Source organism: Leptotrichia sp. (assembly GCF_057270615.1).
The window spans coordinates 6,365-32,829 of the sequence record NZ_DBHIXN010000022.1 but is presented as its reverse complement, the minus strand read 5'-3'; the positions used below and the strand labels follow the sequence as shown (position 1 = coordinate 32,829).

Annotated in this window: 22 protein-coding genes and 1 pseudogene; all 23 read left to right on the top strand. The window is 28.0% G+C overall.

All coding sequences use genetic code 11. The features are described from left to right. Positions 1 to 925 (top strand): type IV secretion system protein (locus tag ACO409_RS05720; RefSeq protein ID WP_485555640.1); only part of this gene is annotated, 925 nt, incomplete at its 5' end. A gap of 16 nt (positions 926 to 941) precedes the next feature. Then, positions 942 to 1,433: a S26 family signal peptidase gene (locus ACO409_RS05715; protein WP_146964581.1), complete on the top strand. Its 492-nt coding sequence runs from the start codon at positions 942 to 944 to the stop codon at positions 1,431 to 1,433. After that, positions 1,417 to 1,809, top strand: coding sequence for a conjugal transfer protein TraD (gene traD, locus ACO409_RS05710; RefSeq protein ID WP_021747032.1), 393 nt, complete (start codon positions 1,417 to 1,419; stop codon positions 1,807 to 1,809). Before ACO409_RS05715 ends, traD begins: the two co-directional genes overlap by 17 nt. Then, positions 1,796 to 2,467: a hypothetical protein gene (locus ACO409_RS05705; RefSeq protein ID WP_485555637.1), complete on the top strand. Its 672-nt coding sequence runs from the start codon at positions 1,796 to 1,798 to the stop codon at positions 2,465 to 2,467. Before traD ends, ACO409_RS05705 begins: the two co-directional genes overlap by 14 nt. Before the next feature lie 30 nt (positions 2,468 to 2,497). Continuing rightward, complete coding sequence (locus ACO409_RS05700) at positions 2,498 to 3,565, top strand: DUF4116 domain-containing protein (protein WP_485555635.1); 1,068 nt, start codon at positions 2,498 to 2,500, stop codon at positions 3,563 to 3,565. Positions 3,566 to 3,584: 19 nt separating this feature from the next. Next, complete coding sequence (locus tag ACO409_RS05695; RefSeq protein ID WP_485555633.1) at positions 3,585 to 4,292, top strand: transglycosylase SLT domain-containing protein; 708 nt, start codon at positions 3,585 to 3,587, stop codon at positions 4,290 to 4,292. Between the two features lie 129 nt (positions 4,293 to 4,421). Then, on the top strand, positions 4,422 to 4,955 hold the full coding sequence (locus ACO409_RS05690; protein WP_315520926.1) for a C40 family peptidase: 534 nt from the start codon (positions 4,422 to 4,424) through the stop codon (positions 4,953 to 4,955). A 17-nt stretch (positions 4,956 to 4,972) separates the two neighbouring features. Beyond that, a complete protein-coding gene (locus tag ACO409_RS05685) occupies positions 4,973 to 5,395 on the top strand; it encodes a hypothetical protein (RefSeq protein WP_485555630.1) in 423 nt (140 codons plus the stop codon). Positions 5,396 to 5,413: 18 nt separating this feature from the next. Continuing rightward, positions 5,414 to 7,486 (top strand): DNA topoisomerase, encoded by a 2,073-nt coding sequence (locus tag ACO409_RS05680; protein WP_485555629.1) that lies wholly within the window; start codon positions 5,414 to 5,416, stop codon positions 7,484 to 7,486. Positions 7,487 to 8,257: 771 nt separating this feature from the next. Further along, on the top strand, positions 8,258 to 8,737 hold the full coding sequence (locus ACO409_RS05675; RefSeq protein WP_485555642.1) for a TnpV protein: 480 nt from the start codon (positions 8,258 to 8,260) through the stop codon (positions 8,735 to 8,737). Positions 8,738 to 9,138: 401 nt separating this feature from the next. Continuing rightward, positions 9,139 to 13,926 (top strand): annotated as a pseudogene (locus ACO409_RS05670) (Eco57I restriction-modification methylase domain-containing protein); the annotation flags it as partial. A gap of 284 nt (positions 13,927 to 14,210) precedes the next feature. Beyond that, positions 14,211 to 16,379: a transcriptional regulator gene (locus ACO409_RS05665; RefSeq protein ID WP_485555627.1), complete on the top strand. Its 2,169-nt coding sequence runs from the start codon at positions 14,211 to 14,213 to the stop codon at positions 16,377 to 16,379. A gap of 235 nt (positions 16,380 to 16,614) precedes the next feature. Next, entirely contained in the window at positions 16,615 to 17,055 is a 441-nt protein-coding gene (locus ACO409_RS05660; protein WP_021747023.1) for a hypothetical protein, read from the top strand. A gap of 276 nt (positions 17,056 to 17,331) precedes the next feature. Then, positions 17,332 to 18,114 (top strand): hypothetical protein, encoded by a 783-nt coding sequence (locus ACO409_RS05655; RefSeq protein WP_485555625.1) that lies wholly within the window; start codon positions 17,332 to 17,334, stop codon positions 18,112 to 18,114. Positions 18,115 to 18,139: 25 nt separating this feature from the next. After that, positions 18,140 to 18,571, top strand: a complete 432-nt coding sequence (locus tag ACO409_RS05650) for a DnaJ domain-containing protein (protein ID WP_026748842.1) — start codon at positions 18,140 to 18,142, stop codon at positions 18,569 to 18,571. Positions 18,572 to 18,592: 21 nt separating this feature from the next. Next, positions 18,593 to 19,408, top strand: a complete 816-nt coding sequence (locus ACO409_RS05645; RefSeq protein ID WP_485555623.1) for an FHA domain-containing protein — start codon at positions 18,593 to 18,595, stop codon at positions 19,406 to 19,408. 58 nt (positions 19,409 to 19,466) lie between these two features. Continuing rightward, positions 19,467 to 20,741 (top strand): hypothetical protein, encoded by a 1,275-nt coding sequence (locus tag ACO409_RS05640; RefSeq protein ID WP_178938325.1) that lies wholly within the window; start codon positions 19,467 to 19,469, stop codon positions 20,739 to 20,741. Then, complete coding sequence (locus ACO409_RS05635; RefSeq protein ID WP_178938324.1) at positions 20,695 to 21,612, top strand: hypothetical protein; 918 nt, start codon at positions 20,695 to 20,697, stop codon at positions 21,610 to 21,612. Before ACO409_RS05640 ends, ACO409_RS05635 begins: the two co-directional genes overlap by 47 nt. Before the next feature lie 63 nt (positions 21,613 to 21,675). Next, on the top strand, positions 21,676 to 21,804 hold the full coding sequence (locus ACO409_RS05630) for a hypothetical protein (protein WP_255460440.1): 129 nt from the start codon (positions 21,676 to 21,678) through the stop codon (positions 21,802 to 21,804). Between the two features lie 178 nt (positions 21,805 to 21,982). Then, positions 21,983 to 23,266, top strand: a complete 1,284-nt coding sequence (locus ACO409_RS05625) for a hypothetical protein (protein WP_299267515.1) — start codon at positions 21,983 to 21,985, stop codon at positions 23,264 to 23,266. Next, positions 23,256 to 23,972, top strand: a complete 717-nt coding sequence (locus ACO409_RS05620) for a hypothetical protein (protein ID WP_299267518.1) — start codon at positions 23,256 to 23,258, stop codon at positions 23,970 to 23,972. The genes ACO409_RS05625 and ACO409_RS05620 overlap by 11 nt, the downstream gene beginning before the upstream one ends. A gap of 7 nt (positions 23,973 to 23,979) precedes the next feature. Further along, positions 23,980 to 25,581: a hypothetical protein gene (locus tag ACO409_RS05615; RefSeq protein WP_485555621.1), complete on the top strand. Its 1,602-nt coding sequence runs from the start codon at positions 23,980 to 23,982 to the stop codon at positions 25,579 to 25,581. Then, positions 25,565 to 26,383 carry a toxin-antitoxin system YwqK family antitoxin gene (locus ACO409_RS05610; protein WP_485555619.1) on the top strand — a complete coding sequence of 273 codons (819 nt, stop codon included), beginning with the start codon at positions 25,565 to 25,567 and terminating at the stop codon, positions 26,381 to 26,383. The genes ACO409_RS05615 and ACO409_RS05610 overlap by 17 nt, the downstream gene beginning before the upstream one ends. Positions 26,384 to 26,465 lie beyond the last annotated feature (82 nt).

Genomic DNA, 26,465 nt, shown 5'->3' with positions numbered 1-26,465 from the left:
AAGGAGAATTAAAAGAAATATGAAAAAAATTGTAATTATCTTTTTTTTTGTTTTTAGTTTTATAACAATTTCTGCTGGAAACAATGTTTCATCCACAAAATCATCATTATTAGTAGATTGGGACAATATTCAAAATGAATTTGTACAAATGATAAATAGTGGGATAGAAAAGATGATACCTGGATTATTAGTTCTGTTAAGTGTACTCACAGTTCTTGAAATAATGTGGGTTTTATATGGCTATGCAGTAAAAAATGTGTTGGAAAATTTATGGATGTCCTTGTTAAGAATAATGATAAGATTTTCAATACTGGCATACGTTATACCTAATGCAATTTCTTTAATTGATATGGGATATGGAATATTTTCTGGAATTGGCTCATATTTTATGGGAAACAGCGGAGGAACTGTAACTTTAAATAGTATATGGGCAATAGCTGGAAGGGAAACAGGAAAAATTTTAAAAATTATTAATGAATCAAACTTTAATTTTTTTAATATTATTACTGATTCAAAGCTATTTTTTGAAGAACTTGGGAAAATGCTGCTGTTAATAGGGGTTATTATTCTTGTGTATTATTTTGTAGTAAGAATAATATTTGAAATGATGATGGCAGTATTGCAGTTTAGAATGGCTTTGGGCTTATCTTGGGTATTTTTGCCTTTTGATGTAAATTCGATTACAAAAAGAGATTTAGGAAATAAAGCATTGACAACGCTATTTCTCACAGGAAGTAAAATAGTTGTAATAATGGCACTGGGAGGAATAGTATTTAAAAACTTGGATATGGCAGGATTTGGGGAAGTCACTTTTAAGGAATTGAAATATGAAACTATATTTTTATTTATCACAGTAGGAATGGTAATGGCTTTTGTAATGAATGAGGCAGACAAGATAACAACGACACTTGCCAGAGGAAATTAAAAAGTGGGAGGAAATTGTGGATATACGAACTAGAAGATTTAATTTGATAATGCTTTCTACATCAATATTTCTTGCCATAATATTTACAGGACTGCATATATTGTCGAAAATTTATGTAATAAATGTAACGCCATCAATTCCTTTGGGAATATATAAACTGGAAAAATTTGATGGAGTATTGAAAAAGGGAGATTTAGTTGTTTATGAGGTAGATGATAAATATAAAAATTTGACAAGTATAAAAAGGACAATGTTTAAATCGGTAAAGCCTGTTGCTGCATTTTATGAGGATAAAGTTGAAATAAAAGATAATCGGATATATGTAAATGGTGAAGATTATGGAGAAATATTTTCCAAAGTATCATCTAATTTCAATGGAAAAATGAAGGAAGATGAAGTTTTAACATTATCTAAAGTCAGGGGGACATTTGATGGAAGATATTATGGTGCAATAAAGAAGTCAAAAATAGAGAAAAAAGCAAGGTTGATATATGAGTTTAGAATATGAAGATAAGATGATTAAACTAAAATCTAATGAAAAAAAGAAAATTGAAATACATAAGAAAATAGTCAAGACAGATGAAAGAATAAGGGAAATCAGAAGAGAAATAGCAAATGATACAAGAAGGCTAAATACATCGGAAAAAAATGAGAAATGGAAGCAAAGGACAAGAAAACTGATTGAAATGGGAGTTCTTCTTGAAATTGCAGATATTTTAAATGAAGATAAGGCAACATTACTGGGATATTTTATGAAGTTTCAGTTTTTAAGCAGGGATGAAATTAAGGATTGTAAAATTATGGGCGGTGAAGAGTTTCAGATGAGAGAAGAAAAGAAGCAAATGTTAAAACGAAGATTGGAGAAAAAAGATGAGTTTAGATAATTTGAAAGAAATGATGAAAAATGAAGGGTTTTCTCCTATAGAAAATGAAGATTTTGAAGAAATAAAGCAAAAAGAAACTAACAAAGTAATGGAACTTCAAGGCGATGAATTAAAAGAAAGGGTGAAATTAGAAAAATTAGAAATAAAAGCTGAACTTACTGAGGAACTTGAACAGTTCATACACGATGAGAAAAGAAAATATAATCAGGAAAAAAGAAGAATTGAGAGTGAGTATGATGAAAAAATTTACCAGTTAGAACAACAGCAGAAAAAAAATTATCGAGATAGGAGAGAAAAACTATATGAAACAGAAGACTTTTTAAAAATCAGAGAAAATGAAATTGAAGCGGAAATGCAGAAATTGGATGAAAAGATAACTGAAGGGAAAAATGAATTAAAAAAGTTGAATGAAGAAATAGATAAAAAATTGGGATTTAAAGAATATCTAAGTGAAAACGACTTTATATACAGAAATAAGTTGGAAGCTGTATTGATACTGAGAAAATTGAAAAATAAAAGAATAAAGATACTGGGCAAAATAGAATATGACACTGTTTTTAAAAATATTATTGGAGGAGTGAATGAACTGATAAAAATGAATAATTTGATAATAGATTACAAAAAATTTGTAAAAGGGCAGGAAACAAAAAAGAAATAAAATTTTAATTAATAAGGAAGGGCTAGAATAATGTTGCTGAATATGTTTCAAAAAAATGAGAAAAAAGATTATTTAAAAAGGATAGGAGTAAAATTTTCTAAAGATGAAAAACAGGAAATAAAGAAAATGATAAAATCAAATTTGACTCTTGAACAGTTTAAATTATGTATAACACCTGTACTTAATGAGGAGGTATTACAAAAAAGAGCTGAAAATAACTTGGATGATAGTAAATGGGAAAAACTTATGATGAAAAAGCTGGACGTAAATCAGATGAAGGAAATTAGGAAAGGATTTGAAAGAGGATTATCTGAAGAGGATGTTGAGCTGTATGTAAAAAGTGGATATGACAGCAAAACAATGGAAAAAATTAGAAATATGCTTGAAAAAGATAAAGATAATGAGTATCTTCGAGAATATTTGATGTTAAAGGATAAAAAGGAAATAAGATCCATTACTAATGAAAAATTGGAAAAATATATTGAGGAAAGTAAAATGAATGAGCTTAGAAATAAGGCTGATAAAATGGAAAAATGGTATGAAGCTTCAATATATGCAGGTAAAAATACATTTAAATATTACTCTTCAGAAAAAATAAGAGATGATGAAAAATATGTTACGAAAAAAGTCAAAGAAAATGCAAAAAATCTTGAATATGCAAGTGAAAGGCTTAAAAATAACAGGGATTTAGTTTTAGAAGCAGTAAAACAGGATGGACGGGCTTTACAATTTGCAAGCGAGGAATTAAAAAATGATAAGGAAGTTGTGATAGAATCTGTAAAAAACTACCCTAATTCCTATCAATATGCAAGTTCTGAAATGCAAAAGGATGGAGATGTCATAACGGAAGTTTTAAAGAGAAATGAAGATGCTTTAAGTTATGGAGATGAAAATATTAAGCAAGAAATAGAGGAGATTAAGGAAAAATACAAGGACAGTGATTTTGATGGGCTGACAGATAGAGAAGAAAAATTTGTGTATGAGACAAAGCCTTATTCAAAAGATACTGATTTAGATAAAAAGAATGATTATGAAGAAATAAAGATAAATTATACAAATCCGAAAATAAAAAGTAAGGATATCGAATTTGAAAGATAGTAAAGGAGATGATCAATAAATGAAAAAGTGCATATTGTTTCTTATGATAATTTCAAGAATTTCCTTTTCTGGCGGAGAAATAAGTTTTCAGAAACAGAAGGAAAAAGTTGAACAGGAAAGAATTGAAAAATTGAAAATTCAAACAGATAGTGGTATTGATAAAAGTAAAGAATTAAAGGATTTGCCTAAAGAAGATACAAGCAATATTCAGTCACAAAGCAACAGATTATTTTATGATGATAAATCTGTAAAAAAAGTTAATAATGTTTCTCATGCTCAAAAAAATATTGGAAACAGAAAACTTGTTGAATATATTAAAACACAGAATAGTAGACTAAATGAAAATGAAATACAAAATATACTTGGCTATGTTTTCAAGTACAGCAAAGAGTATAACTTTAATCCATATTTAGTTTTAGCAGTTATGAATACTGAAAGCCATTTTAATCATTCAACGGTATCAAGTGCTGGAGCAAGAGGGCTTATGCAGTTAATGCCTTTTAATTTTAAGGAATTTGGAGTGGATAACAGCATATCAGGAAATATAAAGGGAGGTGTGTTGCATTTAAAAAGAGATTATGAAAAAACTGGGAGTGTTTCAAAAATGCTGGTCTGTTATAACGCTGGCTGTGGAAGATTAGCAAATAACGCTTGGAAAGGGATAAAGGAAACAAGGGAATATATACCAAAAGTAATTCAGAAATATAATAAAATAATAAACTTGTAACTATATTTTCTCACACGTGAGAAAATCAAAATTAGGTCAGTGGATTTTTTTCATTACAAAAGTTTTGAGAAAAAACACTGAGCAGTAAAAATAATAAGAATTATGAAACAAGATTTGAAGGAGTGGAAAATGTTTAATAATATTGTAAAAATTTTAATGGGAATATCAGTTATTTCTTCGTTATCTTTTTCTAAGGGGGAAATTAATTTTCAGAAACAATTAATAAATGAAGATAGTAAAAAGATGGAAATAATTGAAAATAACGCAACTAAGAGCAATAAGGACAGAGAAGAAAAAATAAGATATAAAATTGTAGAATTTGCAAAAACTCAGATTGGAAAGCCTTATGTGTATGGTGCAACTGGAAGTAGCAGTTTTGACTGTTCCAGTTTTGTACAGTATGTGTTCAAAAAAACATTGGGAATTACAATTCCTCGTGTTTCGGCAGAACAGTCGGTATTTAAGCCAAAATTGCATAATAATATTAAGAAGGGGGACTTGCTATTTTTTGAAACTTTGGAAAAGGGCAGAATTTCACACGTTGGGATGTATATTGGGAATAGACAGTTTATACACGCCAGTTCAAAAAGTAAAAGAGTAACAGTATCTAATTTTGCTGGGTTTTATCAGGATAAATTTAGATGGGCAGTGTCGGTTATATAAATGTAGGAGGAGATAGTATGGAAAGTAAGGTAATTCAACAATTTTTAGGAGAGATTGATGGTGTAAAATTTGATAAGGAAAATGTATATTATTCATCAGAACATATTTTATCAAAAGTAGAAGAAAAATTTGGAAATGTATATAACAAAGAATTTGTAAAAGAATTGAGAGATACAATTAATACTTTAAATTTAAAATATGACGAGTTTAGTTTTGATACTTTGGAACATGATTTTAGTGATTGTATAGAGGAAGCTGATGAATTTAAAAATGTAGAATTTATGTATTATGGAGATGATTGGAAAATTGAAATATTAAATGAAGGGATAAAGAATAATGAGTATTTAAAAACTGAAAAAGATAAAAATGTAAGTGAAAACCAAAAGCAAAATCTTTCTAAAAGTTTTTGGAATACTGATATCAAAGATTTAGAGAGATAAAAATAAAAGGGAGAAAATATGAAAAAATTAATAATAGCAGAAAAGCCAAGTCTTGCACGTAATATTGCAAGTGCATTGAATGTCAGGGTTAATAAAGAGGGGTATATGGAAAATGAAAAGTATATTGTTTCTTGGGCTTTTGGGCATTTGTTTAAATTAAGGGATGTTGATGGATATGTTGGAGAAAAGAGGAAATGGAGTGAAGTTAAACTTCCATTTTTTCCTGAAAAGTTTGAATTTGATTTGAAAAATGATTTGGGAATAAAGAAACAGTATAAGATATTAAAAAACCTTATTAACAGCAAGGAAGTTGATGAGATAGTAAATGCAGGAGATGCAGACAGGGAAGGGCAAATTATAGTGGATATTATTATCAATGCTATAAAAACTGATAAGAAGATAAAAAGATTGTGGCTTCCCGAACAAACTGAAGAAACGATAAGAAAAGCTATAAATAATCTTAAAGATAATTTCAGATATAAAAATTTATATAATGAAGGGCTTGCAAGGACATATATGGACTGGCTTATGGGAATCAATCTTACAAGATATATTTCGTTAAAGGCAAACATTCTTTTTCCAGTTGGACGAGTTCTTATCCCGGTTATAAAATATATTTATGATAGAGATTTGACAATTAAAAATTTTATTCCTGAAAAATATTTTACTGTTGAGAGCGAAACTATGTGTAATGGAACTTTATTAAAACTTGTCTGCGATAAAAAATATAGCCTTTTAGAACTTGAAAAAGCTAAAAGTTATTCGTATGAGTTAAATAGAAATAAAGGGATTGTGAAGGATATAACTGAAAAGGAAATTATTCTTAATCCTCCAAAACTTTTTTCACTTTCAAAATTACAAAGCAAATTGTCGAAAGAAAATAAAATAAGTTTTGTAAAATCTCTTGAAATTATACAAAAGCTCTATGAAAAGGGATTTATTACATATCCTAGAACAAATACAGAATATCTTGCTGAAGAGGAAAAAGACAAGGTGAAAGAACTTATAAAATTATATAGTGATTATGAACTGGAGTTTAAGGACAACAAAAGAATATTTGACAGCAGTAAGATTGAGAGCCATAGTGCAGTAATGCCAACTTTGAAAATTCCTGATATGAATAGTTTGAATTTGGAAGAAAAAATAATTTTTGAAACAATAAGAAATAGATTTATTTCTAACTTTTTGAAGGAGCAAACTATAGTTAATCAAACTGAAATAGAGATTGCTGTGAGAAATGAAATATTTAATTTAAAAGGAAAATCAGTAAAACAGAAAGGATTTTTAAAACATGAAAATCAGAAGATTGATAATAAGTTGCCGTATTTTGAAATTAGCCAGGAAATTGATATTGATTTTAAAGTTGTTGATAAATTAACAATTTCTCCTAAAAAAGTTACTGAGGAAAATTTAAGTAATTATTTAAAAAATCCTTTTAGAAAAGAGAAAAAACAAGAAGATGAGGATGATACACAGGAATATAGAGAAATAATGAAAGGAGTAGAGATTGGTACGGAGGCAACTAGAACAGGGATAATTGAAAATGCTAAGAAATATGGATATATTACTTCTGAGAAGCAGAATTTTAGTATAACTGAAAAGGGGATAAGATTAATTGAGCTATTAGATTTACTACATATTAATCTTTATGCGGAAAAAACTGTTGAATTTTCTATGCTTCAGAAAGATATTTGCAATAACAGAAAAAATATAAGTGATATTATTGAGAAAACTAAAAGTGAGTTGCAAAATATAATAAATCAAGATGTAGAAGTTGAAAAATTTAAAAAAGAAATGGAAGTTATTGGAAAATGTCCTAAGTGTAACAGCAATATTTATGAGAACAGTAAAAGTTACTATTGCAGTAATTATAAGAATGGATGTAAGACATCTCTTTGGAAAGAAGCAAGTTATTTTGGACAGAAAATAAAGGTAAATAAGGATAATGCAAAAAAATTATTAAGTGGAGAACAGGTTGTGTTTAAGATAAAAAGTAAAAGTGGAAAGGAGTATAATGCACATTTTGGAATAGAGATAAATGGGGATTATTTGAACTTGCAAAGAAAGGATTTTATAAAAATAGAAAAATGATAATTAAAATTTGAAATTGCAAAATTTTATATTAGGGGGAAAAAATGGGATATAAAATTCAAAATGTATTGGAAAGTGCACATAAAAAAGTAAATGAAAATTTTAGTGAATATATTAACTATCTTCACGTTATGGGAAACAACTATAAATATTCTGCAATGGAACAATTAAATATATTTTTTATTCGTCCTGAAGCTGTGGCTTGTGCAGAATATGACTTTTGGAAAGAAAACTTTAACAGAGTTGTAGAAAGAAATCAGAAGGGAATACCTGTATATAGTATAAGGAATGGAAAAAAGAATGTCAGGTATATTTTTGATGTTACACAGACAGTATCTTTAGATAAGAGAAACGATGAAAAACCTAAATTATGGGAATTTAATAATAGAACTCATAAAGATGTCTTTGAAAGAATGACAGGAAAATCAGATTTTGAAGAAGCACAAATGGAGCTTATAAACCAGACAATGCTTGAAAACAGCAAATTAGACACTTTTAACTACAAAGATGCAGAAGTTCTTGAAAGTTTTATCAAAAAATCTGTTTTAATAGCACTTGATCAGAGAATGGGAATTAATAAAAAGGATATATTTAATGAAAAGGAAAAAGAGATTTATTCCTTGTTTTCAGATTTTAGAACTATGGAATTAATATCTTCAGAAATATCCAAGATAGCCAAAAAAGTTTTAATTAAAGTAAGTAAAGAAATTCAAAAAATAAATGATGAAACAGTTTTAGAGCAAAATAGCAAAATTGGATATGAGATAGAAAATGAAAAAAATGAGGAGGAATTGGAACATACTGAAAAAGATGATAAACGGGAAAGAATATCTGATAGAGAATGGGATATATACTCCAGTGGTGAAGGAAACGTCTTACGAACAGGCGGGAGGGAATTACAAAATGATACTGATGGACAAGAAGTTTCAAGTGTTAATTCCGAATTTAGAGGAAGAGAAAATAGACTTGAGCAGACTCAATTCTTGGGGACGGGCGAGAATGAAATATCTGGAACAAGAGAAAGCGGAATTTTTGAAAAATCTTCTAATGAAAGGCGAAGTTATGAAGCATCTATTTTCAATTCAGACAGAAGTGGAGAAATTTTGGGAGATAGAAAAACCCAAAATGATGAAAGTTATGGGATTAACCGAAGAATTAAAAGAAAAAGATCAAATAGAATGGGTAGGACTTATGAACAGCCTACTCTCTTCTCTCAGGGAAATAACTTACAATCAGATAATTTACAAATAGAAAATAATAATATAATTACTCAAAAGAATATTGACGATGTATTAAAATCATATAGTGGAGTGGAATCTATCTATAATTTTTTTCAAGATAACAGTTCAAAGGAAGATAGAATAAAATATTTGAAACAGGAATATGGAATAGGCGGCTTCTCAATACCTGACCGTGGAGATTTTATTGATGATGCCTTTTATACTTCTAAAAATATGAAGCTATATAAAAACCATTTTAGTGCTAATGAAGTTAAGGTAGTTCTGTCTTGGAATAAGATAGAAAAAAGGATACAGGAACTTATAGATGAAAATCAATATTTTATTCCTGAAAAGGAAACAGAAAATATTATTGAAAATGATGAAATAATACATCCTTATGCAGATGAAGAAAATAGTAAAGATAATATTTCTAAAAATTTTAAAATTACTGAAGAAATCCAATCTGAAAAACTATTGCCGTCAGAACGTCTAAACAATAATATTGAAGCTATAAAAATTTTAAAAAATTTAAGTGAAAGAGAAGCTACAAATGATGAAAAGACAACACTTTCTAGATATGTTGGATGGGGAGGACTGGCTGATGTATTTGATGAAAACAAAGGTGGACAATGGGAAGAAGCAAGAAATTTTTTAAAAGAAAATTTAACTCAGGAAGAATATGATAATGCTAAGGCAAGTACATTGACAGCCTTTTATACTCCTAAAATAGTAATTGATTCCATTTATAAAGGAATACAGCAACTTGGATTTGAAGATGGAAATATTTTAGAGCCAAGTTGTGGTGTGGGAAACTTTATAGGTAATTTGCCAGATGAATTAGAAAACTCCAAGATATATGGTGTGGAACTAGATAGTATCAGTGGAAATATTGCTAAAAAACTTTATCCTGAAAGTAATATTCAAGTAAAAGGATTTGAAAAAACAGAATTTTCCAACAATTCATTTGATGTTGTAATAGGAAATGTTCCGTTTGGAGATTTTAAGGTAATGGACAGAGAATATGAAAAGCAGAACTTTATGATACACGACTACTTTATTGCAAAATCGTTAGATAAGGTAAAAAAAGGCGGAATTATAGCTTTCATAACTTCTTCTGGGACATTTGATAAAAAGGATGACAGTGTGAGAAAATACATTGGAGAAAGAGCGGAATTATTAGGAGCGATAAGGCTTCCAAATGATACATTTAAAGGCGTTGCTGGAACTGAAGTGACATCGGATATTATATTTTTAAAGAAAAGGGAAAATATAAATAAAGATGAGCAGGACTGGTATACGGTTAAATCTGATTCTGAAGGATTTGTATATAATCAGTATTTTGTGGATAATCCTGATATGGTTTTAGGAAAAATGGAGGAAGTTAGTGGACGTTTTGGGAAAACATTAACTTGTATGCCAAAAGAAAATAGTAATTTAAAGGATGAATTAGAACAAGCAGTTGGGAATATAGAAGGAAGTTATGAAAAAATTCTCACTGAAGAAAAAGAAACTGTAATTGCAGTTGAAAATGAAAATTATGAAATAAGGAATTTTTCATTTTTTAAAAAAGATAACGAGATTTATTTTAAAGAAAATAGTGAAATGATATTACAAAACTTATCAGATAGAGATAAGGATAAAATATCAAAATATATAGAACTGACATCTTCGTTAAGAAAAGTTATTCAGATTCAAAAAGACGGGGAAACAGATGATAGACTAAAAATCGAACAGGAAAAACTAAATAGAATATATGATGGATTTATTAATAAGTATGGACACTTAAATTCAAGAGCAAATTCAAGATTATTTAATGAAGATTCCAATTATTCCTTATTATCTTCAATAGAAATATTCGATGAACGTGGAAACTTTAAGAAAAAAGGGGATATTTTTTCCAAAAGAACTATAAAGCAATCAAAAGTTATAGATAGAGTAGACACTCCACAAGAAGCATTAATCCTTTCAATTTCTCAAAAGGCAAAAGTGGATTTTGAATATATGACAAATCTTACTGGTATGAAAAAAGATGAGTTAATTAACAGTTTAAAAGGGGAAATATTTCTTGATATAAATCAAGATTTTCCACAGGAATTTCAATATGTGACACAGGATGAATATTTAAGTGGAAATATAAGAGAAAAAATAGAATATATTGACAAATTTAATTCTCTTTCTGATGAAGAAAAAAATGGAATAAGCCCTGAAATACTAAATTTTCAAAAAGAAAAATTGCAGGAAGTAATGCCTAAGCCACTTGAAGCAAGCGAAATAAATGTCAGAATTGGAGCAACTTGGGTTCCTAAAAAATATATAAAGGATTTTATTATGGAAACATTAAAGACGCCAGTATATAAAAGTTCATACATTAAAGTTCATTATTCTGAATATACTTCTGAATGGAGAATAGAAAATAAGAATATGGATAATGATAATCCACTCGCTGTTATGACTTTTGGAACTGAAAAGGTAAATGCATACAAGCTTATAGAAGATTCTTTAAACTTGAGAGATACAAAAATTTTTGATTATGAAACAGATTCGGAAGGTAAAAAAATAGCAATTTTAAATAAGAAGGAAACTATGCTTGCGGGACAAAAACAGGATATTATTAAACAGGCTTTTAAAGACTGGATTTTTAAGGATTTGGAAAGAAGGAATGAATTAACGAGGATATATAACGAAAAATTTAATTCAATTCGGCTAAGGGAATATGATGGAAGTCATCTTACCTTTAATGGCATAAATCCTGAAATAAAATTAAGGCAACATCAATTAAATGCAGTTGCAAGAACATTGTACGGTGGAAATACGCTGCTTGCACACGTTGTAGGAGCAGGAAAAACTTTTGAAATGGTTGCCTCCGCTATGGAGTCAAAAAGACTTGGACTTGCAACAAAATCAATGTTTGTAGTCCCTAATCATTTAACGGAACAGCTGGGAAGGGAATTTCTGGAACTTTATCAAGGAGCAAATATTTTAGTGGCGACTAAAAAGGACTTTGAACCCAAAAACAGAAAAAGATTTATTGGAAGAATTGCAACTGGAGAATACGACGCTGTAATAATAGGACATTCACAATTTGAAAAAATACCAATGAGCAAGGATTACCAGCAAAAACATATACAAAATGAAATTGATGAAATTATAGAAAATATTCAAAAATTAAAGCAGGAAAATAACCAGAACTTCACTGTAAAGCAACTTGAAGGGACAAAAAAGAAACTGGAAGTAAGGCTAAAAAAATTAAATGATGATTTTAAAAAGGATAATGTTGTTACATTTGAAGAATTAGGAGTAGATAAGCTGTATGTGGACGAAGCACATTCATTTAAAAACTTGTTTTTATACACTAAAATGCGAAATGTAGCTGGAATAGGACAAACTGAAGCATTAAAATCGTCGGATATGTTTATGAAATGTAGATATATGGATGAGATAACAAATGGAAAAGGAGTTGTATTTGCGACAGGTACACCAGTTTCCAACACTATGTCGGAACTTTATACAATGCAAAGATATTTACAATATGATGAACTCAAAAAACAAGGACATCAAAATTTTGATTCTTGGGCAAGCACATTTGGGGAAACAGTTACAGCTATCGAATTATCTCCTGAAGGAAACGGCTACAGAACTAAAACAAGATTTGCAAAATTCTATAATCTTCCTGAACTTATGAACAATGTTAAACAGTTTGCAGACATACAAACTGCCGATATGCTAAATTTACCGACACCCGAAGTAGGATATAAAAAAGTGTTGACTAAACCGACAGAGGAACAGAAATTAATATTAGAAAGCCTTTCAGAAAGAGCAGAAGAAGTAAGAAACAGAAATGTAGAGCCAACAGAAGACAATATGTTGAAAATTACAAATGACGGTAAAAAACTTGCACTAGATCAGAGGCTTGTAAATGAAATGCTTCCCGATGATGAAAATAGCAAAGTAAATGCCTGTGTAAAAAATATCTACAATATATGGAAAGAAAGCATTGAAAAAAAATCCGCACAGCTTGTATTTTCTGATATGTCTACTCCCAAAAATGATGGAAGTTTCAATATTTATGAAGATTTAAAGGAAAAGTTGATTAATAAAGGTATTCCTGAAGAAGAAATAGCATTTATTCATAATGCAAATTCTGAAAAGCAAAAGGACGAACTTTTTGCAAAAGTAAGAACAGGAGATATAAGAATATTGCTAGGTTCAACACAAAAAATGGGAGCAGGAACAAATGTACAGACAAAATTAATCGCACTTCATGACTTAGATGTGCCGTGGCGTCCTTCGGATTTGGAGCAACGTGCAGGAAGGATAGTCAGACAAGGGAATGAAAATAAGAAAGTGGAAATTTATAGATATGTTACCGAGAATACATTTGATGCTTACTTATGGCAAACTATTGAGAATAAACAAAAGTTTATAAGCCAAATTATGACTTCTAAGACTCCAGTCAGAGTAGCAGAAGACGTTGATGAAAGCTCCTTAAACTATGCTGAAATAAAGGCACTTGCAACAGGAAATCCTTTAATTAAGGAAAAAATGGATTTAGATATGGAAGTAAACAAGTTAAGAATGCTTGAAGCCAATTACAAGTCAAACTTATATCGTCTTGAGGATAAAATAACAAAGGAATATCCTACAAAAATTAGTAAAATGGAAAAATATATCGAAAATATGAAAGAAGATATTTCTAAAATAGAGCCAAAATCAGATAATGAGGATAAATTTACATCTATTGAAATTAATGGAACAAAAATTTATGATAAAAAAGAAGCTGGAGAAGAACTTTTAAAGGCTATAAAAAGCACTGGAATATCTGATGAGCCTCAAATTATTGGGAATTATAGAGGATTTGAACTGCTTTCAAATTTTGACTTCTATGAAAAAAAATATAAATGTGTACTGGAAAACAAAGAAAAATATTATACTGATTTTGGGAAAGATTCAATTGGGAATATAACGAGAATGGATAATTTGTTAGATAAAATTCCTGAAAAACTGGAAAAAGAAAAGACAAGGCTTGAAAATTACAGGGAAGAATTTTCCAATGCGAAAGAAGAAGTTAATAAGCCTTTTGAAAAAGCAGATTTATTATTAGAAAAAATTGAAAGATTAAGTGAGGTTAATAAACTAATAGAGGAAGGAATGAAAGAGAAAGAAAATATTAAAGGGAAAGAGGATATTCAAGATTTGGATAATGATGATTTTGAGCGATAGAATCTATATAAATAATTATATAATTTTTAAATATTTTTATAAATAAAATTAGGATATTATGAGATTATAAAGTGATATTATAAAAATTAAAAAAACATATTTGAAAAAAAGATATTTTTGAATTACAACTTGGCTGATTTATCCCTAATAAAAAATTAATTATTGACAAATATTTGAAAAAAAGATATATTAATAGTAATAGAATAAAAATAGATGTAATATTTAATAAAATTTTAGAGAGGAGTAGAATTAATAAATTATTTATTAATTCGCAATAAGATATCATGAGTGATAAAAATTTTATAAATCGAACAAATCGGACAATTTTGTTTGAAGAAATTAATCCAGAAAAAATGGATATTTTAACACTTATTAATGATTCTAAAAATATGGATTCATTAGACGATGAAAATATTATAGAAATTAATCGTCATTTATTAGTTAGTAGTTTTGATGAATTTTTGGAGAAATTTGATCCTAAAGTGTACAGTTATTTTGATGCTGAAAGTCAAAGTATTAGATATATTTTGAAAAAACCTGAAGGAATTTCAGAAGATTTAATAACAGAAATAAAGATTAATAATGGTAATACGTTTTTTAAAATGCTTAATACTTTAATAGAAGCTAGAAAATCACAAGGGAATCGTAGTGTAGATTTTAAATTTGAAAATATTTTAGAATTAATTTCTCCTCGAAAAGTTATTGAGGATATAAAGCAAACTAGAAAAGAAATTGCATATATTTATGGTAAATATGAGGAACTAGATGATGAAAACCCTAAAAAATTGGAATATGGAGATAAGTTAAATGAGAAATTTGAGGAAGCTTCACAAAATTATTCTAATGTTCTTGGAATGTTACCGCTAGCAATTGAAGATATTAAAACACGGCTTTTAGTTGGACATAATGAAAATAATTCAAAATCAGAAAAAATTAAACTTGGTATGCTTAAAGTAGGAAAAAATGGTGAACTGGAAGTTATAGAATATAAACAGGAAGAGAATAAATCATTGGCTTTAATTGAAGAAAAAAATACGACTGCATTAGTAGAAGCGTTTAAAGATGATTATGAAAATGTATCCGAAGAACCTAATCAGTATATTAGTGATTTGGTTATAAGAACATTTGTACCACTTGCAAAAAATATTGTTAGTATAAACCCAGAGCAAGAAGTTGAGAATTATAATAATTATCTATCTTTTTATAAATCAGCACAGGAAGACTTTATAAAAATAGCTAAACCTTTAATTGAAAAACTACTTGGTGTAAAAATGTTTTTTGAACAATATGATACAAAAGTGCCATTAATGCGTCCAACATTATTAGTTACAAATGTAAAATCTGAGATGATAAGTAAAGCAGGAAATAAGGAAAGATTAAAAGCATTTTTGAATACAGTAAATGCAAAAAATGATTTTGAAAATACAATTTGGTTTGGAATTTATCCAAATGTCGATTTAGATATTAAAAAAACAGAAAAAAAAGTACGTGAAAGATTTCGTGGAACAAAAAATGAAGAAAAAGTAGATAAAAACACTATTGAAGTATTAACAAATTTGATGACTATATTGGGAGAATATAAAATACAAGTATTCTTTAATTTTGAAGGAAATTCAGAAACTTCATTTGATAATCTTGCAACAACAGGTGTAGATAAATATATTGAAAAAACTCAAGTTTTAGAAAATCAGAGTTACTCTGAGTATTTAATCCCAGTACTTCCGAATTTTACAATAATTCCAAAAGATAAATCAGGAGTAATTTTGGATTATAAAATGAAATTTGAAAATGAAAATGGAGTTTCACTTTCAAAAGAACAAGAAGACTTGTTAAAATTTTGGATAGAGGGAGTATATATTGATGGTTCGTATGTTGCTGCCGGAATTATTGCAGCTTCTCAATGTCCTAATTTTTTGAGAGATAGATTTAATCAAGTTTCTCCAGTATATCCAGGAGTTAGGTTTGATATTGAAGCTGAAGATAATTCTTATAAAGTGCGTACTACTATGTCTAAAGAAATTTCAGGATTTACAAATTCAATAAAAGATAGAATTAATCAATTTAATTATGGATTTATTTTTTCATCTGACAATGCTCATTTGCAAAAAGAAAAAATTAGAAATATTGTAGTTTATAAGGCAAGAACATTATTAAGAAATTCTGAAGGTGGATACGAACCTTTATATAAAACTTTAACAACAACTTTCATAGAAAGAACTTTGCGATTTGTTACTACAGATTTTAAAGAAGATAAGATAAATATGTTCTTTAGTACAAATCCAGAAAGTCAAAAATCAATATGGGTAAAAGATCAAAAATTTGTAAATGGAATTATGCAAAAAGGAGATGACATTACTCATATTATTGATGAAGAAAATGGAATTTGTCAATTAAATATTACATTTGCAGGTAATGTTAAGAATTTACAAGTTGAAATTAATAAGCAAAATTAATCAATGATATATAAATAATTTATATATAAAATAACTATTTTTATAAATATAAATTCAATTATTGTAATTTTATGATGGATAAGGTACTAAAATAAAAACAAAATATTACTTTTATTTTAAATTGAATTACTTATTGTTCAGTTTCAAATAATTTATATGTTAATAATAATGAAATTGAATTTATTGAATTTTAAATTTTTAGGATAGTTAAAAAATAAAAATTAGGAGGAATTTTATGGGATTTAGACTAATCGTAAAAGGGCAAAATGATGAGATTTTGTTGAACAAAGAAAGTATTTTGGATGTAAAATACATTTCTGAAACACCAGATGACTCGAATGCGAGAGCAACAGACTTGGGAGTTATTTTAGAAATTCGTGGAAAAATATTAGCCGCTTCAACTGGAGATGCAGAAGACGATACTAGAAAAGTCGCTCAATGGTCATTAGTTCCAGCGGAAGCAGCAGATGCTTATAGACAAGCAAGTCTTGAAATTATTTCAGCAGGACAAATGGTAAGAAAAATTGATATGACAAATGTTTTTGTCGTAGATTATATTGAAGAATACGGAAATCAAGCTGGAACTGGGACATTTTCATTGAAAATTAAACAGAAAAAAGAAAAAGTAAAAGAAGTTGCTATTGAAGGCGGATACCAAGCAACAGAAGAGGTTTAATTGGGAATTGGGGGTAGAACTTTTAAGTTCTATCCTTTTATTATTTATATAAAAAATAAATTTTGTGTTGTATAAAATTACTTTAAAATTGAACTTAAAAATTATGATTATTTTACTCAAATTGCAAAAATATTTAATTTTAATAGTTTGATGTTAAAGAAGTTAGAGTATAATTAATGATTCCTTCAAAGTTTTATTTAAAAAGCTAAGGCTTGAAGTATGATAAAAATTAGAGTAATAAAAATATATAGAATAAAGAAAAGTGAGGAAAAGAATATGTTTTTAAATAAATATCCAATATTTAAAAAAGGACATAATGTAGATAAAGAAGTATTTGAAATATTAAGAGATAACCCTCTTGAGATATTGAGTTTAACTTATTCAAAATATAAAGATGGGATTATTTCAGGATTTGAATTGACTACAAATATTGAAGAGAAAATTGTGATTGTAAATAAAGGTATTATAAAATGTAATGGCGAAATATATTGGATGGCTGAAGATTATAAATTTGATATGCCAATGGAAGAAGATAGATACACTTTAAAATTAAAATTGAATTCTAATATAAAACAAGAAAAATATTTTGTTAGAGAAGGCGAATTTATTTTGGAAAAAGGTTATGATAATGTTTCTGACGACGAAATAGAAATAACTAGATTTATAACAAGAGTTGGTGCGGAATTGAGAAATGATTACAATAATTTTGCAGATTTGCGAAGAGATTTTAACTTGCTAGAAATAATAAATACTAAATATTCATCAAATCATATAAATGGTACATTGCATCCAACAATATTAAAATTATGGGGAATGGAAGCTGCAAAAAAAGAAGAACTGGACATTTATGATGTTAATTTTTATGTGAACTGCTTGCAAGGAGATGTTGAAAGAGAAGTAATAATTGCTTATATAAATAGAAAATTGGATTTAAGTAATATAGACTACACAAATGAAGAATTATACGAAAATCTTTTAAGGATATTACAAATACTAGGTAGAGAACGTAGAATAATAGAAAAGAAAAGAATTATTCCACAAAAAATAACAATTGAATAAATATATACAGGAGATTTGGTTTATTATGAACTATTATGAAATTTTAGATGTTTCAAGAGTAGCAACTTATGAAGAAATTAAGGCAAAATATAGAAAGTTGGCTTTAAAATACCATCCAGATAGAAATCCTGATAATAAGAAAGCGGAAGAAATGTTTAAAAAAATTTCTGAAGCATACGAAATATTAGGAGATAAGGAAAAAAGAAAAAAATATGATGAAAAAATAAATAATAATACAAAATATACAAAAGATAAAGAAAATGTAAGAAAAAATGAATACAATCATTCATCTGCTTCCTCAAGTTTTTCTTTTAATCCGAATGATATTAAAAATATGTTTGAAAATATGTTTAGTACTGATAATTTAGGAAAAAATAATAAAGATAAGGCAAGGGAGCATAAAGTTAATATGCAAAATAGTTTTGAAAACTTTTTTAATCCTAAAAAAAAGAAATAAAAAAGAAAGAGGATTTTATAAATGATGTGGAGATTGAGAAGTGCAGTTAATAGAATAAGAGGAATATTTAGGCAGCCAGTTGGACGGGGAAGTCTTTATCGAGTTGAAAGTTTAAGACGTTCTGCAGGTTCACTGGCAAATTCTGATTCAAAAGAAAAAAATAGTTTATCTGTTGACAAGGGAATAAAAATTTATGAAAAAAGGCAATTAGAAACAAGAGGTGGCAGAAAAAGTAATTTTTTCACATTAAGAAATACAGTTATTTTAATAGTTTTATTTTTAACATTTGTTTATATACATTTATCGGGCTATTCAGTAAAAAGTTTTTATGTGTCAATATTTATTTATATTATTTTAACATTGTATTTGTTGATTATTGAGAGATTTAGAGAAAAAGTTGAAATAGAGGAAGAAATAAAAGAAATCAAAACAGAAAGAGAACGTGAACACGGAGTATTTTTGGATAAGGTTAAAGAAATTGATCAACTTGAAAAAAATCAGCTGGAAGATATAATTTTAAAAAATTCAGAAGATTATGATATAAAAGTTTGGAAAGTGGGACGTGCGACATCGCTTTTAATAGGGAAGAGAACTCCTAGAAATAAAGTAGACATTGATATAAGTGAAGGAATCTATTCTAACCTTGTAAGTCGAACACACGGTGTTTTGAATAAGGTAAATGGAGTTTGGTATTATGAAGATTTAGGATCACAAAATGGAAGTGGAATTGAAAAAAAATCGGATAGACGTAAGGTAAAACTAAAAAGAAATACGCCAATAAAGGTTGAGTCAGGTGATATTATATATTTAGCGACTACAAAAATATTGTTAAAGTAAGTAAATTAATTATAATTTTATGAAAAAGAAAAAATGATAAAGTAAGGAAGGTGAAAGAATGAAAGCGTTAATAATACTTTCTCCTATTAGTAAAAGAGAAGTTATTTTAAAAAAAGTTGATAAATATGTTGAAAATTTTAATGAGAATCCAGTAAATGAATGTAAAAAAAAGTATAATGAAATATCATCAACTGTAAGTGAAATAGTGTTACTGCCGACATATGTAGATACAGTTGAATTTGTAAAAGATGAACTGGATATGAGTCCTTTATCAATGTTAAAGCCAAATATGAGGATAGGGGATGAAGGATATGAATATTTGAAATTTACAAACAGTACAAAAATAAAAATAGGTGGAAGAATTGTAAGTTTTAATTTGGATGAGGGTAAAAATAAGAAAAAAAGTCAAGAAGAAGGAACAAAAAATAATTCAGCAAGTGGAACAGCAGCAAATATTCAAATGTCAGCAATGGCTACAGCAAGTAGTGTATTAGATGATGAAGAAACAGCAATTTCTTCAAATGAACCTGCATTTAAAAGAAAAGGATTAATAGATGTAGTGCAAAATTATTCTAAAATGGGTTCAAATGAAAAAAAGAGAATTAGGCAAGTAGCAGGGAAGAAATTGATAGAATATCTGTCAAATTTAGCCGCAATAAATCAAATAACAAAATGGGCTGTGCAAGATGATAAGGTGCCTGACAGAAATCCTTCAGAACCAATACGGGCATATAGGAACTTGACAAAAAGTTTGCTGATACTGTATTTCAAAGATGACAAGGTATCTGAAAAGAAAGAAATAGAAAGCGAAAAAGATGCTCAAGAAAGATATGAGTATGCCGAAATAAAAACAAGGTTAGATACATTAAACGGTGAAATAAAAGATTATAATGATAAGATACTGGGATTATTAAAAACAGGTAAAGATGATGAACTTACTTTAACAAATATTCAGAAATATAGGGAAAAGCAAAAAATTTTATTGGAGGAAAAAGAACGAATTAAAAAAGAAAAATTAAATGGGCAGGCAAATTATGAGGCATATAGAAAGCAGGAAGATATAAAGCAATGGACAGAAAGCCTGCTAGGAATAGAACTGGGAGTGCCATTTAGATTTATGTACGTACCAGAAGTGGAAATTTTGAAATATTTGGAAACATATGAATTGACAGAAAAATCAGAAGGGAGATTTGAAATACTATTAAAGCAGTCCCTCGCCAGAGAGCAGTATGTAGAAGTCGGAAGTGCAATAACTTTAGCAAAAAAAGGAGCAATGAAAGTGTGGGATGGGATTAGTAGTATATTCAGTGGAAATAAAAATGAAAATCCGTAATAAATTAATAGATTGGTTATTATTTTTTATATTCTGTTCCAATTTAAGTGCTATAAAAATATCTGAAGTAGAAGGAACAAAAAGACTAAGTAATTATAATGAAATTAAAGATATTGAAGTAGAAAGAATAATTGATTATGATAATTATAAAAGGGATGAGGAAAAAAATTTAGTTTTTGTAACAGGTGAAACAACCCCATTTACTGGTATGGTTGTAAGAAAAAAAGGCAGTATAATAGATGCATTAGGTTTTTATGAAAATGGAAAGCGAGAAGGAACTAATTATCTTTATGATATAAATGGAAAGGTAATAGCAAGAAATACAAGCCATAATGATGTACTGATAAAGACTGAATTTAAACACAAAAATGGCTCTGGTATGTACAGTATTTATGAACAAGTAAGAGATAATTATGGAATAAAAATAAATTATTATCCTAATAATAAAATAGCTGCCAAAATGAATGTTAGAGTGGAATATAGAGGACGAATGATTCACTACATAAATGAAGGGGAGTCAATAGCCTATGAAAAAAATGGAGAAATAAAAGGAATTCTTAATTTCAAAAATGACAGTGCTTATGGATTGCCACAAAAATTGTTTAAAAATGGTAAGTTAAAGTATGAATTTATCTCAGCGGCAGAAGTTGGAGAGAAATTGGAAACTATGACTTATTTTAAAGAGTATTTTGATAAATCTGATAAATTAAAACTTGACTGTGATGAGGTATCAAGTGGAGAGTGGCATTGTAAGGAATACAAGAAGGATGGGACACTGAAAAATGAATTTACATCTCCAACTTATAAGCCGAAAAAGGATAACAGTTTTTGGATAAATGCGTTTTTGGGAATATGGAATATGCTGTTTTAGTGAAATTATTTAATTTATATTTTTGTTGAATAAAATAAAGAAGTGAAAGGAGTGAGGCAAAGAATGAAAAGAATATTGAAATGTATGCTTTTAATAGTATTGTTATTCTCGTTGTTTAGCTGTTATTGCAGAAGAATTTATAACGATGGACGAGTTATGACATGTTACAATGAAGCAGAAAAATTAGGGTAAATAAAATATCTTTTTAAAAAGGGGTGGGATTAATTGAGATTATTGTAAAAAATGAAGGATGCAATGATATTGGAAAGATGTAGAAAGGTATATAGTATGATAAGATGGACACAAAGATTGGAATTTTAGTGTTAATACTTTATTAGGGATTTATTATATTAAAAAAGGGATGTAATTTATGGAAAATATAACAGATATTTTAAAAAGAGAAATTTTAGATTTTGAAAGTGAGATATTGCAAAAATTTTTTAAAGATAATATTTTAGAAAATTTTGAGGAAATTGAAAAATATTTAGAGCGAAGAGTTAATAGTGTTCAAAATAGAGTTTTTGAAACTTTGGTAACAGAAGAAAGAAAGCCGTATATTTGTATGACTGTTATGAATGAAGAAGAGTATAGATTGAATGATAATATTTTTTCTCCAGTTGATATTAACACTTTTTCAAAGAAAATAAATAATAATAATAAAAATATGAGAAATATTATTGTGAATGAAGATATGGTAATTGATACTATTTTTATGGAACTTTCCGAAGATGAGGAAAATGTTATACAGGATAGAGTTTTTGATGGATTTATTGAAAAAGATGGAGATGAGATACCAATAAGAATAAAACTTCAAAAAAATGAAAAGTATAATAAAATAATAGAAGATCTATATTATTTATTTCAAAATAATGGTATGGAATGGAAAACAGTAAATTCATATTATAACAATAATTTTTATAATGTGATATTAGAAACTTTTGAAAAAAGTTATTTAGATTTAGAAAATGTACAAAATATAGAGTATGATTTAGAAGAATTGGAAGAAAAAACTAAAAAAGATGTATTTTTGGTTTGGAATATTAATAAAACTACTGCCCAGTCAGAAGATTTTGTTCAACCAAATGAAACACGGTTAGTTTATAGATATAGGCTAAATTACAATAAAGATAAAATTGCTTTAATTAAATCCAAAAATGATATACCATTTTTTTTGATATACAGAGATATTGCAGGAAATGTTAATGTGCTGTCAGACAAGAAGCAGGATTTAATTTGGGATATTTTTGAAATAACAGATTTTACAAATATAAAATATGAAAATGAATTAAATTTTAAAATTTATTCTAATGTACAAAAAGAAAATCAAGTATTAAAATTAAATAACAAAATAAGGACAAAATCTGAAATAGTAAGGTTTTTAAATTCTTATGAAATATTCAATGGTATGAAAGTGGAAGAAGTATCGGCTTCGATACCAAAAAGTACAAAATTTTTAGAATTGGAAAGATTAAATAAATTTATTAAATTTGATTTTGATTTAGATGACAAACTCAAACAAAGTGTATTGTTAAAAATAAAAAATAATGGGATCTTAAAAGAAGAATTTGTAAAATTAATGTCTTTTTTAGTAAGTGAATTAGAATATTGTTTTCCTCAATATATTTTTAAAGTAGTTGATACATATGTTAAATAAGTCTGAAAATTATAAGTATATTTGGAGCGTAATACAAGATTATTTAAACAATGATAAATCAGAAAAAAATATAAGATTTATTATTCCTGAAAATAGTATTTCAGCATATTTAGAAGTAAATAATGATGTATTGTCAAATAATGCAGCAGCAGGAAATGAAATTTTTGTAAATCCATTTTTGAGGTTTAATGATTACATATTGGAATATTCAGAAAGTGATACGGATAGTGAGAAAGCAACAAAAGAAGCGTTAAATAACTTGATTTTACATTTATTTGGAAATATTGATTTGCTTGAAGGAATGAATGCATACGACATTATTTTATCAATTATTGCAAAAAATGTTGAAAATGGTGAATTTGGAGAAAATGCTAAAATATATTTTGAATATCTAAGTAAAGATGAAAAGAGAATTGTAGCAAAATATTTAAAAAAATATTACGATGAGGAAAGCAGTATGAACATATTTTTACGAGTTTTTAAAGAAGTATTTTTAGATTCTATAGTTTATTTAGACAGATTAAAAAAAAGAAATATAGTTTTGTATGTAAATTATAAAAAAACAAAGGAAAATAGAATGAAAATAAAATTGCTGACAGAATTATTTATTCCGTTAGATTATAAAGTACGAACAATGTGGGAAAATCATGTTGGAGTAATTGGTGTTGAAGAAACATTGAAAATTGGAGAAATGATAGTATTTTAAAAAAGGAGTGATTAAAATAAAAGCATTTGTATTATTGTTACCTGTGGAACAAAGTGAAATTATATTAAAAAATGAACAGTATAAAGATCTTAAACAATACAAGGATTTATTAAAAGCAATATTTGATGTAAAAAAGGTGAAGACTGTAGAAGAAATGGTAAAAAAATTAAAAGTTGAAGCAGGCTTTATCGAAGATGTTATGGACAGTAAAATACTTATACTGCCAAGCTATGTTGACAATGTGGAATTTTTGAAGGGAAGTGATGAAGCTTCCTCCTTAATTTTGAGAAATAAAGAAATAGAGGAGACAGAAACAGTAGAAGAAATAGAAACAGAAGATAAAGATGGTAAAAAGAAAAAAAGAGTAATAAGTAAAGCGATAAAAAATTGGATGAATGACAAATTCAAATATTTACAATTCATAGAAGGAACTTACACAAAAATAACAGGAAAGATTGTAACAATAGATTTTGGGATAGAAGAAGGGGATACAGATTTAGATGGAATATTAAATTATGACAAGTTAGGAAGTGAAGCAAAAAAGGCATACAGAAGAAAGATGGGGAAAAATATAATAGAATATTTATCAAACTTGCTGGTTGTAAATCAGTTGAGTAACTGGGCCGCTGTAAAAGAAGTTCCAGAAAAAAATCCATATGAGGAACAGAAAAAAACTCCAGCTGCCGAAAAAGATGAAGGAAATAAAGCACCAGCTGCTCCGCAATTTACAAACAAACAGGCAATAAATGTATCAAAGCAAACAGGAAAATACAGCGAGTCACCTAGAGTAATGGATAAAAACATAGGAGCTACATACGAAAAGATAACAAAGAGCCTGTGGGTGATATATTTTAATGAAAATGAGCCATTTAAAAAAGAAGAAAGTTCAGATGACTGGGACGACATAAGTGATGCAGACAGGGAATACAGGTTTCAGCTTGTGAACCAAAAATTAGAATCAATAGACGGTAAAATAAAAGAGTTGGATGAAAAAATAAAAACAGAAATAAAAGCTGTAAAAGAAAGAGAGTTAAAAAAAGAAATGTTATCAAAACAATATGGAAGCGAGACAGAAATGAGAGATAGATTAGGAAAAGTAACAAGTTCATTAGCAGTATCAGGAATTTCTGAAGAAAATAAAAAAGCATTAGAAAAAGAAAGGGATGATATAAACGATGTATTAGGAAGTTCTGCCTCAGATGCAGCCTCACTAAATAATATACGAACATATAGAGCAGAACAGAACAAACTAATATCAGAAAGAAAAGAAGTGGAAAGAAGCCAGATAAAAAGCAAAAAGGAATATGAAGCGGAAAAAGAGCAAAGAGACATAAAGGAATGGATGGAAGAACTGATAGGAATAGAATTTGGAATACCAGTAAGATACATCCACATACCAGAAGTAAACTTATTAAGCTACTCAGAAACCCTGAGTTTAAGTGAAAAGTCGGAAGGAAAATTTGAAATAATACTGGAGCAGGTAACAGACAACGCCAAATTTGTAGAAGCGGGGGATCCAATATCATTTTTTAAGAATAGAGTGGCGGATTTATGGGATAGTGCTGAGGAGATTATTGGAGGTACAAAAGTCAATGATAAAAGATTATAAAAAAACATTTTTATTATTTCTATTTTTAAGTTTTCCTTTATTCTCCGTGAAATTATCTGAGGTAAGAGGAATACTTAAATTAAGTAATTATAATGAGTTAAAAAATATAGAAACTACAAGAGTATTAGATGATTTAAATAAAGGAGAAAGAAAAGATGGATTAGTTTATATAAAGGGAGAGAAAAAACCATTTACTGGAACACTGATAATTTATCGAGAAGATAGAGTAAATATAGAAGGAATTTATTTTTATAAAAATGGAAAAACAGAAGGAGAAGGATATGATTACTATAAAAATGGACAATTATATCGAAGGTTCTTTTTTAATAATGACATTAGAACAAAATTAATTGGATATTATGAAAATGGAGTCAAATCTAATGAGTCAAATTTACTAAAAGATTCTTCAGTAGGCACTAATGAAATTATTTATGATGGTAAATCTCTATTATATAACAAAAAAGGAAATTTATTTGCAGAAATGCAGTTTAAAAATGACAGTACAGTCGGGCAGAAACAGAAATTTTATGAAAATAATCGATTAAAATATGAGTTTATTGCTGGTGGAGAGTGGAATGAACCAGCAAAACCCTCACAATATTATATTGAATATTATGACAACAGCGATAAGGTTGCAATGCACTGTGAGGAGAAACCAAATGGAAGCTGGACTTGTAAGGAATACAAGAAGGATGGGACATTCAAAAGAGAGAAGGAGTATCCGACAGTTATTTATAAGCAGAGAGGAACGAAGGACTGGATTAACTATTTACTGCCTGTGTTGAAGGTTTTTGGGCTGTAATGAAAGGAGAATTATGTTAAATAAAAAAATACCAGTAAGATACATCCACATACCAGAAGTAAACTTATTAAGCTACTCAGAA

Bases quoted from the DNA above. Each gene is read 5' to 3' on its own strand.
- ACO409_RS05635 (WP_178938324.1), top strand. From the start codon at position 20,695: ATGGGATTAGTAGTATATTCAGTGGAAATAAAAATGAAAATCCGTAAT.
- ACO409_RS05700 (WP_485555635.1), top strand. From the start codon at position 2,498: ATGTTGCTGAATATGTTTCAAAAAAATGAGAAAAAAGATTATTTAAAA.
- ACO409_RS05665 (WP_485555627.1), top strand. From the start codon at position 14,211: ATGAGTGATAAAAATTTTATAAATCGAACAAATCGGACAATTTTGTTT.
- ACO409_RS05610 (WP_485555619.1), top strand. From the start codon at position 25,565: ATGATAAAAGATTATAAAAAAACATTTTTATTATTTCTATTTTTAAGT.
- ACO409_RS05625 (WP_299267515.1), top strand. From the start codon at position 21,983: ATGGAAAATATAACAGATATTTTAAAAAGAGAAATTTTAGATTTTGAA.
- ACO409_RS05675 (WP_485555642.1), top strand. From the start codon at position 8,258: ATGAAAAAAATGAGGAGGAATTGGAACATACTGAAAAAGATGATAAAC.
- ACO409_RS05655 (WP_485555625.1), top strand. From the start codon at position 17,332: ATGTTTTTAAATAAATATCCAATATTTAAAAAAGGACATAATGTAGAT.
- traD (WP_021747032.1), top strand. From the start codon at position 1,417: ATGAGTTTAGAATATGAAGATAAGATGATTAAACTAAAATCTAATGAA.
- ACO409_RS05650 (WP_026748842.1), top strand. From the start codon at position 18,140: ATGAACTATTATGAAATTTTAGATGTTTCAAGAGTAGCAACTTATGAA.
- ACO409_RS05695 (WP_485555633.1), top strand. From the start codon at position 3,585: ATGAAAAAGTGCATATTGTTTCTTATGATAATTTCAAGAATTTCCTTT.
- ACO409_RS05680 (WP_485555629.1), top strand. From the start codon at position 5,414: ATGAAAAAATTAATAATAGCAGAAAAGCCAAGTCTTGCACGTAATATT.
- ACO409_RS05640 (WP_178938325.1), top strand. From the start codon at position 19,467: ATGAAAGCGTTAATAATACTTTCTCCTATTAGTAAAAGAGAAGTTATT.
- ACO409_RS05645 (WP_485555623.1), top strand. From the start codon at position 18,593: ATGATGTGGAGATTGAGAAGTGCAGTTAATAGAATAAGAGGAATATTT.
- ACO409_RS05685 (WP_485555630.1), top strand. From the start codon at position 4,973: ATGGAAAGTAAGGTAATTCAACAATTTTTAGGAGAGATTGATGGTGTA.
- ACO409_RS05630 (WP_255460440.1), top strand. From the start codon at position 21,676: ATGAAAAGAATATTGAAATGTATGCTTTTAATAGTATTGTTATTCTCG.
- ACO409_RS05620 (WP_299267518.1), top strand. From the start codon at position 23,256: ATGTTAAATAAGTCTGAAAATTATAAGTATATTTGGAGCGTAATACAA.
- ACO409_RS05690 (WP_315520926.1), top strand. From the start codon at position 4,422: ATGTTTAATAATATTGTAAAAATTTTAATGGGAATATCAGTTATTTCT.
- ACO409_RS05660 (WP_021747023.1), top strand. From the start codon at position 16,615: ATGGGATTTAGACTAATCGTAAAAGGGCAAAATGATGAGATTTTGTTG.
- ACO409_RS05705 (WP_485555637.1), top strand. From the start codon at position 1,796: ATGAGTTTAGATAATTTGAAAGAAATGATGAAAAATGAAGGGTTTTCT.